10 protein-coding genes and 1 pseudogene are annotated in these 9,775 nt (G+C 72.6%); 6 read left to right on the forward strand and 5 right to left on the reverse strand.

Going from position 1 to position 9,775, the window contains the following annotated elements:
- A pseudogene (locus CR470_RS31745) lies at nucleotides 1-228 on the reverse strand (CDP-alcohol phosphatidyltransferase family protein); the annotation flags it as partial.
- A gap of 366 nt (nucleotides 229-594) precedes the next feature.
- On the opposite strand from CR470_RS31745, the gene galE reads away from it, so the two are divergent.
- The 4 genes from galE to idi all read left to right on the forward strand — a co-directional run bounded on the left by galE (nucleotide 595) and on the right by idi (nucleotide 4,942).
- Nucleotides 595-1,572 (forward strand): UDP-glucose 4-epimerase GalE, encoded by a 978-nt coding sequence (gene galE, locus CR470_RS31750; protein WP_097870927.1) that lies wholly within the window; start codon nucleotides 595-597, stop codon nucleotides 1,570-1,572.
- A gap of 180 nt (nucleotides 1,573-1,752) precedes the next feature.
- Entirely contained in the window at nucleotides 1,753-2,694 is a 942-nt protein-coding gene (locus tag CR470_RS31755) for a cation diffusion facilitator family transporter (RefSeq protein ID WP_097870928.1), read from the forward strand.
- 238 nt (nucleotides 2,695-2,932) lie between these two features.
- Nucleotides 2,933-4,201 carry a bifunctional class I SAM-dependent methyltransferase/N-acetyltransferase gene (locus tag CR470_RS31760; RefSeq protein ID WP_097870929.1) on the forward strand — a complete coding sequence of 423 codons (1,269 nt, stop codon included), beginning with the start codon at nucleotides 2,933-2,935 and terminating at the stop codon, nucleotides 4,199-4,201.
- A gap of 147 nt (nucleotides 4,202-4,348) precedes the next feature.
- Nucleotides 4,349-4,942, forward strand: a complete 594-nt coding sequence (gene idi / locus CR470_RS31765) for an isopentenyl-diphosphate Delta-isomerase (protein ID WP_097870930.1) — start codon at nucleotides 4,349-4,351, stop codon at nucleotides 4,940-4,942.
- A gap of 27 nt (nucleotides 4,943-4,969) precedes the next feature.
- Here idi and CR470_RS31770 read toward each other — a convergent pair whose 3' ends face one another.
- Both CR470_RS31770 and CR470_RS31775 read right to left on the reverse strand, forming a co-directional pair.
- On the reverse strand, nucleotides 4,970-5,425 hold the full coding sequence (locus tag CR470_RS31770) for an ATP-binding protein (protein WP_097870931.1): 456 nt from the start codon (nucleotides 5,423-5,425) through the stop codon (nucleotides 4,970-4,972).
- Between the two features lie 146 nt (nucleotides 5,426-5,571).
- Complete coding sequence (locus CR470_RS31775) at nucleotides 5,572-6,201, reverse strand: HdeD family acid-resistance protein (protein WP_097870932.1); 630 nt, start codon at nucleotides 6,199-6,201, stop codon at nucleotides 5,572-5,574.
- Between the two features lie 80 nt (nucleotides 6,202-6,281).
- On the opposite strand from CR470_RS31775, the gene CR470_RS31780 reads away from it, so the two are divergent.
- The gene (locus CR470_RS31780) at nucleotides 6,282-7,046 is read left to right on the forward strand and encodes an enoyl-CoA hydratase/isomerase family protein (protein ID WP_097870933.1); all 765 of its coding nucleotides are present in this window, start codon (nucleotides 6,282-6,284) and stop codon (nucleotides 7,044-7,046) included.
- Here the strand turns inward: CR470_RS31780 and CR470_RS31785 are convergent.
- Both CR470_RS31785 and CR470_RS31790 read right to left on the reverse strand, forming a co-directional pair.
- Entirely contained in the window at nucleotides 7,036-7,671 is a 636-nt protein-coding gene (locus CR470_RS31785) for a DJ-1/PfpI family protein (protein ID WP_097870934.1), read from the reverse strand. The two genes, CR470_RS31780 and CR470_RS31785, sit on opposite strands and share 11 nt — an antisense overlap.
- Before the next feature lie 61 nt (nucleotides 7,672-7,732).
- Nucleotides 7,733-8,695, reverse strand: a complete 963-nt coding sequence (locus tag CR470_RS31790) for a GlxA family transcriptional regulator (RefSeq protein WP_097870935.1) — start codon at nucleotides 8,693-8,695, stop codon at nucleotides 7,733-7,735.
- A 201-nt stretch (nucleotides 8,696-8,896) separates the two neighbouring features.
- Between CR470_RS31790 and CR470_RS31795 the strand changes: the two genes are divergently transcribed.
- A complete protein-coding gene (locus CR470_RS31795) occupies nucleotides 8,897-9,766 on the forward strand; it encodes an SCO6745 family protein (RefSeq protein WP_097870936.1) in 870 nt (289 codons plus the stop codon).
- Nucleotides 9,767-9,775 lie beyond the last annotated feature (9 nt).

Below are 9,775 nucleotides of genomic sequence, written 5' to 3' on the forward strand. Positions count from 1 at the left end.
GACCGCGGCGGCGGTGCGGTGCAAAGCCTGGAGCAGGGCGCCGCGCGCCTCGGGCTGGGCGGTGAGCGCGCCGGGGACGGTGGCGGCGGGGAAGCGCGGGTCGGTCAGCCCGAGCCGCAGCGCGTGGACGTGGCCCACGAAACGCGGGTCGACGAGGGCGACCCGGCGGCCTGCCGGGACGGCGGCGAGGAGGGCCGCGGCGTCAGCGGCGTCAGCGGCGCTCTGCACGTCGAATCCCAGGGATCGCAGATCGTCCGCGAGCGACGACCCGGGTACCGGCGTACCGGTGAGAATGGCGGTCGACAGACGAACTCACTCCTTGGCACTGACGTGGACGACACACGGTGGCACGGCCACGAGGCGGGCCGGCGGCGTGTCGGCTGAGGCTATCGGATGAACGGAAGGCCGAGTTCACCGCCCGTTCGCGCGCTGTACGCGTGGACCCGCACGCCTGGGCGGCGTTGGCGATCATCATCATCGATCGGGGGCCCGGCCCACAAACCGCCGGCCGACGCCGGTGGGCGGGCGGGGCCAGGGCCCTGCCGTCGGACGAGCCCGGCATGATCCGAACGACGGGCCCTTAGGCTGGCGGTCATGACATGGCTGATCACAGGCGGGGCGGGATACATCGGGGCACACATGGCGCGGGCCATGGTGGCGGCGGGCGAGCGGGTCGTGGTGCTCGACGACCGCTCCAGCGGCATCGTGGACCGGCTGCCGGACGCCGTCACGGTGGTCGAGGGATCGACCTCGGACCGTGCCCTGCTGGACCGGGTGCTGACCGGTCACGCGGTGAGCGGTGTGGTGCATCTCGCGGCGAAGAAGCAGGTCGGCGAGTCCGTGGAGAAGCCGCTGCTGTACTACCGGGAGAACGTCGCCGGGCTGGGCGTGCTGCTGGAGGCCGTGGTCGCGGCGGGCGTGCGGCGCTTCCTCTTCTCCTCTTCGGCGGCCGTCTACGGCGTACCGGACGTGGACCTCATCACGGAGGAGACGCCCTGCCTGCCCATCAACCCGTACGGCGAGACCAAGCTCACCGGCGAGTGGCTGGTGCGGGCGACCGGGAGGGCCCACGGGCTCTCGACCGCCTGCCTGCGGTACTTCAACGTGGCGGGCGCGGCCGCGCCGGAGCTCGCGGACACCGGGGTCTTCAACATCGTCCCGATGATGTTCGAGCGGCTGACACGCGGCGAGGCCCCGCGGATCTTCGGGGACGACTACCCGACGCCGGACGGCACCTGCGTCCGTGACTACATCCACGTCGCCGATCTGGCGGAGGCTCATCTCGCCGTCGCGCGGCGGCTGGACGAGACGGGCGCCGGCGACCTGACGCTGAACGTCGGCCGGGGCGAGGGCGTCTCGGTACGGGAGCTGGCCGAGGTGATCGGCGAGGTGACGGGCCACACCCTGAAGCCGGTGGTCGAGCCGCGCCGGGCCGGTGACGCGCCGAGGGCGGTGGCGTCGGCCGCGCGGATCACCGAGGAGCTGGGCTGGACGGCGCGGCGAGGCGTGCGCGAGATGGTGGAGTCGGCCTGGGAGGGCTGGTGCCTGCGCCATCCCGAGGCCCGTTCGTGATCGGTCGCGGGTGGCGTCGGTGACGGCGCCGACGCCCTGACCTGCGGAACGTTTTCGCAGGTCAGGGCACATGACAACGGTGTTCAGTACCGTGTTGCCTCATACCCCCCACCCGTAGTTCACTGGCCTCGTCGGGCGGTTTCGCACCGGCGCCGTCGCACGGACCTGGAGGCGTTTCGCATGGGGGCTGGCCACGATCACGGGCATACACACGGCGGGCCGCCCCCGACCGGCACGGCGGCCGCCGCGTACCGGGGCAGGCTCCGGGTGGCCCTGGGGATCACGCTGAGCGTGATGGTCATGGAGATCGTGGGCGGGGTGCTCTCCGACTCACTGGCCCTGATCGCGGACGCCGCCCACATGGCCACCGACGCCCTGGGACTCGGGATGGCGCTGCTCGCCATCCACTTCGCCAACCGTCCGGCCGGGCCGAACCGCACCTTCGGTTTCGCCCGCGCGGAGATCCTGGCGGCGCTCGCGAACTGTCTGCTGCTGCTGGGGGTCGGCGGCTATCTGGTCTTCGAGGCGGTCGAGCGGTTCATCGCCCCGGCCGAGACGAAGGGCGGCCTGGCCATCATGTTCGCCGCCGTCGGTCTGGTGGCCAATGTCGTCTCCCTCTCCCTGTTGATGCGTGGGCAGAAGGAGAGCCTGAATGTGCGGGGCGCGTATCTGGAGGTGCTGGCCGACACCCTGGGCTCGCTCGCCGTGATCATCTCGGCGGGCGTCATCATGGCGACCGGCTGGCAGGCCGCCGACCCGATCGCCTCCCTGGTGATCGGCCTGATGATCGTCCCGCGGACCGTGAAGCTGCTGCGGGAGACCCTGAACGTGCTCCTGGAGGCGGCGCCCAAGGGTGTGGACATGGCGGAGGTACGGGCCCACATCACGGAGCTGCCCGGGGTCCTGGACGTCCACGATCTGCACGCCTGGACGATCACCTCGGGGATGCCGGTGCTCTCCGCCCATGTGGTGGTGCGCCAGGAGATGCTGGACTCGATAGGGCACGAGAAGGTGCTGCACGAGCTGCAGGGCTGCCTCGGGGACCACTTCGACGTGGAGCACTGCACCTTCCAGCTGGAGCCGAGCGGTCACGCGGAGCACGAGGCGCGGCTCTGCCACTGAGGCGACCCCCGAGCGCCGGGCTCAGCCGGTGCTAATGTGGGATCGCCGAGACGTTCGAGTCTCGCGGTGGAGCGGAACCCGGTGCCACCGGGACCCTTTCGAGAGGAGCTGAGGTTGATGACGGTCGCGACGACGCCTTCCCGGCGCGGCAATCGGTCCTTCCTCATCTCCCGGGTTTCCGGCTAGGTCCCCTTCTTCCCGGATCGGGCCGGAGCCCTCACACCCAAGGGTTCCCACGTTGACCGACCACACCGACAGCGCCTCGCGCACCGAGGCGCTCTTCACCCTGCACCACCGTCTCCCCCGGCAGAGCCCCGGCTCCGACGCGACCACGCGTCGGCTGCTCGCTCTCGCCGGCCCACTGCCCGACCGTCCGCGCGTCCTCGACCTGGGCTGCGGGCCGGGCCGGGCCGCTCTGCTGCTCGCCGCCGAGGCGGGCGCCGAGGTGACCGCGGTCGACCTGCACCAGCCGTTCCTGGACGAGCTGCGCGAGGCGGCCGGGGCTCGCGGCCTCGGCGACCGCGTCCGCACCGTCCGGGCGGACATGGGCGACCTCACCGGCCCCCGGTTCCCGGCGGGGTCCTTCGACCTGATCTGGGCCGAGGGCTCCGCGTACTGCGTCGGGTTCGACACCGCCGTCCGCGACTGGCAGCGCCTGCTGGCCCCGGGCGGCTCGATGATGATCTCCGAGTGCGTCTGGACCACGGACGCGCCGTCCGCCGGGGCGCGCGACTTCTGGGACCGCAACGGCTCCCTGCGCACCCTGTCGGAGACCACCGCGGCCGCCGTCGCCGGCGGCTGCACGGTCGACGCCGTGCTGGTCCAGCCCGAGAGCGACTGGGACGCGTACTACGTGCCGCTCGCCGAACGGGCCGCCGGCGCCGACCCGGGCGCTCCCGGTATGGAGTGGGCGCTCGCCGCCACCCGTGAGGAGCTGGCGGTGCGGCGGGAGCACGGCACGGAGTACGGCTACGCCGCGTACGTGCTGCGCCCCGCCGACCCCCGGTGGACCACCCGTCCGGAGACACCGGCGGACCGTGCGGCCGTGCACACGGTCAACACGGCCGCGTTCCCGACCCGGGACGAGGCCGACCTCGTGGACGCCCTGCGGGCCGACACCGAGGCCTGGCTGCCCGGCCTCGGCCGCATCGCCGAGGCCCCGGACGGTTCCCCGGCGGCGTACGCGCTGCTGACCCGCTGCCGGGTCGGCGACGCCCCGGCGCTCGCACTGGCCCCGGTGGCCAGCTCTCCGGCGTACCAGCGGCAGGGTGCGGGGCAGGCCGTGGTGCGAGCGGTGCTGGATGCCGCCCGGCTGCGCGGCGAGGCGCTGGTGCTGGTGCTCGGTCATCCCGAGTACTACCCGCGCTTCGGTTTCGTGCCGGCTTCGCGCTACGGGATCCGGCCAGGTTTCGAGGTGCCGGACGAGGCGATGATGGCCCTGGTACTGGACGATTCCGTCCCTGTTCCGGCGGGCGTGATCCGTTATCCGGCGGCCTTCGGGGTCTGACGGCCCGTCCGTCCCGCCGCGCTCGGGGGCCGCGGCGGGGCGGACATGCCTCCACCCGAAGTGCGGACAAGCGGCTTTTGTACGGCAGACTTGACCGGACTCCAGGGGCCCGGCGCACGAGGCCGGGGACCAAAGCGAAGGATGGGTATGCCGATCACACCAGCCACCGCGACGCACAGCTCGTCGAACGGCACCGCAGAAGCGATCATGCTCGAACTGGTCGACGAGAACGGCACCACCATCGGCACCGCGGAGAAGCTGGCGGCCCACCAGGCCCCCGGGCAGCTGCACCGCGCGTTCTCCGTGTTCCTCTTCGACGAGCAGGGGCGGCTCCTGCTCCAGCGCCGGGCACTGGGCAAGTACCACTCCCCCGGCGTCTGGTCGAACACCTGCTGCGGGCACCCCTATCCGGGCGAGGCCCCGTTCGCGGCCGCCGCCCGGCGTACGTACGAGGAGCTGGGGCTCTCCCCCTCGCTGCTGGCCGAGGCCGGAACGGTCCGCTACAACCATCCGGACCCGGCCTCGGGTCTGGTGGAGCAGGAGTTCAACCACCTGTTCGTGGGGATGGCGCAGACGGCGCTGAAGCCGGACCCCGAGGAGGTCGAGGAGACGGCCTTCGTGACGGCGGCGGAGCTCGCCGAGCGGCACACGCGGGCGCCGTTCTCGGCGTGGTTCATGACGGTGCTGGACGCGGCGCGGCCGGCGATCCGTGAGCTGACGGGCCCCTCGGCGGGCTGGTGAACCCTCGCTCGTCTCCGTACGGGGCGGTCAGAGCTGCGTCTTCAACGGCAGCGCCGCCCAGATGATCTTCCCGCCGCTCGCGGTGTGCTCGACGTCGCAGGTGCCGCCCGCCTCCGCGGTGATCACCTTGACCAGCAGCAGGCCCCGGCCGCCGGTCTGCGCGTAGTCCGTCTCCAGCGCGGTGGGCCGGTAGGGGTGGTTGTCCTCGACCGAGACTCTGACCCAGTCGGCGGCGATGGCCACCTCGACGGCCAGCTCGGGCGAGAGGAGCGCCGCGTGCTTGACGGCGTTGGTCACCAGCTCCGAGACGATCAGCAGGAGTCCCTGGAGGATGTCGTCCTCGATCGGCACGCCCTGCCGGTCGAGGAGGTCGCGTACGGCGTGCCGGGCGCTCGGCACGGACGCGTCCACGGCGGAGGCCGTGAAGCGCCACACCCCCTCGTAAGACACGGGGTCGGCAGGGGCACTCCCGAGGCTCTCCATCGTCCGGCACCAGCTCTCACTCGCACTGCACTGACCGTCGAGTAAAGAGTCTTGGGAATGGCCTGGTCCCGACCGTGCCACTGATCGGAAGTAGCCAGGTATCGGCGCTATTTGACCAAACACGGGTATCCCTGGACGCACAGGGACTACTTCTGCCCGTCTTCTGGTGACGTGCTCGGCTCGTCCGGGGCAGTGGTCGCGGCAGGTTCATCGAGCCTCTCCGAGACCATGCTGACGATGCGCCGGCCGCCGACACCGATGGCGATCAGGCCGAGCCCGTCGAACAGCAGGGCCAGCGAGAAGAAGCAGCCGAGAACGTAGAGGCTGCTGTGCGGCCAGTCGAACAGCACCAGCAGGCCCAGCAGCAGGCCGAAGGCTCCCTGCAGCAGCGTCCAGCCCATCTGCGGACCTCGCACGACGACGCTGCCGACCAGCCGGAAGACCCCACCGGTAAGGAAGAGCAGGGCGGCGAACATGGTCAGCGCCTCGGCCGTGCCCTCGGGGTGCTTGATGACGACGACGCCCGCGGCGATGTTGAGGGCGGCGACCACCACGCCCAGCCAGAAGTAGTTCGTGCCGCGTGACTCGATCGCGTGCAGCAGCCCGACCAGACCGCCCACGAGCAGCAGCCAGCCGAAGAGCAGCATCGAGGTGAGAGTGGCGACGCCGGTGTAGACGAGGCCGATGACGCCCGCGATCACCAGCAGAGCCCCGAGCAGCGCGAGCCAGCCGAAACTGCGGCTGAGCTTCCGGCCCTCGGCGGTGGGTTCGTTCATCGACGACTCCTTACGGTGCGTGCCCGCCCCGCGCCCCCTTCTTGATCATAGGTTCGAACCCTCCGGATAGCATCCGGCGCATGGACCGTACGGAACCCCGCCTGATCACGTCCGTCGAGCGCGGCGTCGCCACCGTCGTGATCGCGAACCCCGCCAAGCGCAACGCGATGACCACCGCGATGTGGCGGGGTCTGCCGGAGCTGCTGGAGCGGCTCGCGGCCGATCCGGCGGTCCGGGTACTTGTGCTGACCGGAGCCGGGGACACCTTCTGCGCCGGAGCCGACATCTCCACGCTGCGGGAGAGCCCGGAATCCGCCCGGGACCTGGCGGTGGTGGCCGAGGACGCGCTCGCCGCGTTCCCCCTGCCGACGCTGGCCGCGGTGCGCGGCTACTGCGTGGGCGGCGGCAGCCAGCTCGCGGCAGCCTGCGATCTGCGGTTCGCGGAGGAGGGGGCCTCCTTCGGGGTCACCCCGGCCAAGCTCGGCATCGTCTACCCCGCCTCCTCGACCCGGCGGCTGGTCGCGCTCGTCGGCCCGGCCGCGGCCAAGCACCTGCTGTTCTCCGGCGAGCTGATCGGCACGGAACGGGCGCTGCGCACCGGCCTGGTCGACGAGGTGCTGCCCGTGGGCGGTCTGGACGAGCGGATCCAGGAGTACGCGGGGATCCTGGCGTCCCGGTCCCGGCTCACCCAGGCCGCCGCGAAGGAGTTCGCCGCGGGCCGGACGGACCGGGACGCCCATTGGGCCGGTGAGGCGCGCGGCAGCGATGACGCGGCGGAGGGCATCGCCGCCTTCCTGGAGCGGCGCGCGCCCCGCTTCACCTACACCACGGGCCCTACCGGGTGATGTGACGGCTCCTGGCCCGCCATTCCTCGACGAGGGCGGCGGGGGCCTTCTCCGGCGATCCGCAGTCGTAGGGCGGCTGCGGATCGTACTCCGTGAGCAGCTGCACCGAGCGCGCCACGTCGTCGCCCGCGATCCGGCCGAGCAGGGTCAGCCCCATGTCGATGCCGGAGGAGACCCCGGCGGCGGTGACGTACTTGCCGTCGAGGACGACGCGCTCCCCGGTGGGCTCGGCGCCGAACTCCTTCAGCGCCTCCAGCGCCAGCCAGTGCGAGGTGGCCCGCCTGCCCTTCAGGAGCCCGGCCGCGGCCAGCAGCAGCGAGCCGGTGCAGACGGACGTCGTCCAGGTGCTGGTGACGTCGACCGAACGCAGCCAGCCGAGGAGGACCTCGTTCTCCATCTGGTCGCTCTGGCCGGGACCGCCCGGGACGATCACCAGGTCCGGGGAGGGCACCTCGGCGAGCGTCTTCTCCGCGACGAGCGCGAGGCTGCCGCTGTCGTTGCGGACGGGGCCGGTCCGTTCGGCGACGAGGACGGGCTCGGCGCCGGGCCCCCGGCTGAGGATCTCGTAGGGGCCCACCGCGTCCAGGGCGGTGAATCGGTCGAAGAGCAGAATGGCGATCTGCACGGGAGCTGCCTCTCGGTTCGGTCGGTGGCGGATGCGGTGGCGGTGTCGGTGCTGTCGGCGGTCAGGTGCTGGACGCGGGGGTGCGGAAGCGGCGGCGGTATTCGGCCGGCGCCGTCGCGAGGGTCTTCACGAAGGCGCGGCGCATGGCTTCCGGGGTGCCGTAGCCACTGGCGCGGGCGACCCGCTCGACGCCGTCGGCGGTGTCCTCCAGGAGCCGGCGGGCGTGCTCCAGGCGGACGCGCTCGACGTACCGCCCCGGGGTCGTTCCGGTCTCCGCCCGGAACGCGCGGGCGAAGTGCCGGGGCGAGAGCCGGGCGCGGGCCGCGAGGGCGTCGACCCCGAGGTCGGCGTCCGGGTGCTGGGTGATCCAGTGCTGGACCTCGCGCAGCGGTTCGCGCCGGGCGGTCTGGGCGCTGAGCTGGGCGCTGAACTGGGCCTGGTTTCCGGGACGGCGCAGGAACACCACGAGGTGCCGGGCGATGTCCAGGGCGAGGTGGCGCCCGTGGTCCTCCTCGACGAGCGCGAGGGCGAGGTCGATGCCCGCGGTGACGCCCGCCGAGGTGGCCAGCCGCCCGTCCCGTACGAAGATCGGTTCGGGGTCGACCCGGACGGCCGGGTAGTCGCGGGCCAACTGCTCGCAGTAGTTCCAGTGGGTGGTGACCCGGTGTCCGTCCAACAGGCCCGCCTCGGCCAGCAGCAGCGCGCCGGTGCACACGGAGACGAGCCGCTCCGCCCGCGGCGCGTGCTCGCGCAGCCAGCCGGTCAGCTCCGGGTGGGAGCCGCGGGTGCCCTGTCCGCCGGGCACCAGCAGGGTGTGCGGTACGGGCGCGTCGGCCAGGCCGCTGTCGGGCATCAGGGTCAGGCCGCTGGTGGACCGGACGGGGCCGCCGTCGAGCGAGGCGGTCCGCAGGACGTAGGAGACACCCGGAGCCCGGGAGGCCCCGGCGAAGACCTCCATCGGGCCGGTGGCGTCGAGACTCTGGATGCCGTCGAAGAGCACGACGAGCACGGTTCGCTGCTTCACGTCCGCCATCCTGGGCGGCGGGCGACGGTGGCCGCAATGACGAGTACCCCACCTTTCCTGCCACCGACCCGCCCTCCTTCCTCCCGTCGACCCTCCGTCGGCCGCCCTCGACCTGTGATCGGCCTACGCTGGACCTGCCGTGGAGGATCGCCCCGCTCCCCGGGGTTCCGCTCCGTACCGACCAGTCGGTAACGTGCCGGTATGAGTTCTCTCCCGGCCCGCGCGGAGCGCCGCTGCCACAACGCCGTCAACCCACTGCACTCCTGCCTCTTCTTCTCTCCCGACCTGGGTGCGGAGATGGCGAGGATCGGCATCGAGGACCCCTCCGCCGTCTACTTCGCGACCCGGGCCGCCGCGCTCGGCGCGGTGGGCGCGGGGACCGTCGGCGCCACCTTCTACAACTTCAACCCCGTGCTGGTGGCCCGCCATGTGCCCGCCGTCTGGGAGACCGCCTCACCCGACGTGGTCCTCGGCGCCCGGATACGGGCGGCGGACGCGACGCTGCGGCGGTTGCTCGGCGAGGAGGTCATCGCCTCCGACGAGATGGCGGAGGCGGCCCGGCTCGCGCTGCGCGCCACCGAGGCCTGCACCCCGCACGCCCGCCCGCTGTACGCCGCGCACGCGGATCTGCCGGTGCCCGAGGAGCCGCATCTGGCGTTCTGGCACGCCGCGACCCTGCTGCGCGAGCACCGGGGCGACGCGCATCTCGCCGCCCTTCTCGCGGCCGGACTGGACCCGCTCGAATCGCTCGTCAGCCACACGGCCACCGGCAAGGGCATGGCGATCGGCTGGATCCTGTCCACCCGGGGCTGGCGCCGCACCGACTGGGAGGCGGCGTCCGGTCGGCTGCGGCTGCGCGGGCTGCTCGACGCGGGCGAGGAAGCGGCGCTGACCGAGGCGGGCACGGCGCTCCGCGCGGAGGTCGAGGAGGCGACGGACCGCATGGACACCGCCCCGTACGAGCACCTGGGCGCGAAGGGCGTGGAGCGCCTCACCGATCTCGCGCGCGGCTTCCTTTTCACGGCCGCCGCCGCGGGCGCCTTCCCGGCCTCGGCGACCGGCCGGGGCTGACCCGAAGCG

Source organism: Streptomyces sp. rh34, from assembly GCF_002551245.1.
In the GTDB taxonomy this organism is placed as follows: Bacteria; Actinomycetota; Actinomycetes; order Streptomycetales; family Streptomycetaceae; genus Streptomyces.

What these genes read in the sequence shown, in the direction of transcription:
- galE (WP_097870927.1), top strand. Translation starts at nt 595, where the DNA reads ATGACATGGCTGATCACAGGCGGGGCGGGATACATCGGGGCACACATG.
- CR470_RS31755 (WP_097870928.1), top strand. Translation starts at nt 1,753, where the DNA reads ATGGGGGCTGGCCACGATCACGGGCATACACACGGCGGGCCGCCCCCG.
- idi (WP_097870930.1), top strand. Translation starts at nt 4,349, where the DNA reads ATGCCGATCACACCAGCCACCGCGACGCACAGCTCGTCGAACGGCACC.
- CR470_RS31770 (WP_097870931.1), bottom strand. Translation starts at nt 5,425, where the DNA reads ATGGAGAGCCTCGGGAGTGCCCCTGCCGACCCCGTGTCTTACGAGGGG.
- CR470_RS31775 (WP_097870932.1), bottom strand. Translation starts at nt 6,201, where the DNA reads ATGAACGAACCCACCGCCGAGGGCCGGAAGCTCAGCCGCAGTTTCGGC.
- CR470_RS31780 (WP_097870933.1), top strand. Translation starts at nt 6,282, where the DNA reads ATGGACCGTACGGAACCCCGCCTGATCACGTCCGTCGAGCGCGGCGTC.
- CR470_RS31795 (WP_097870936.1), top strand. Translation starts at nt 8,897, where the DNA reads ATGAGTTCTCTCCCGGCCCGCGCGGAGCGCCGCTGCCACAACGCCGTC.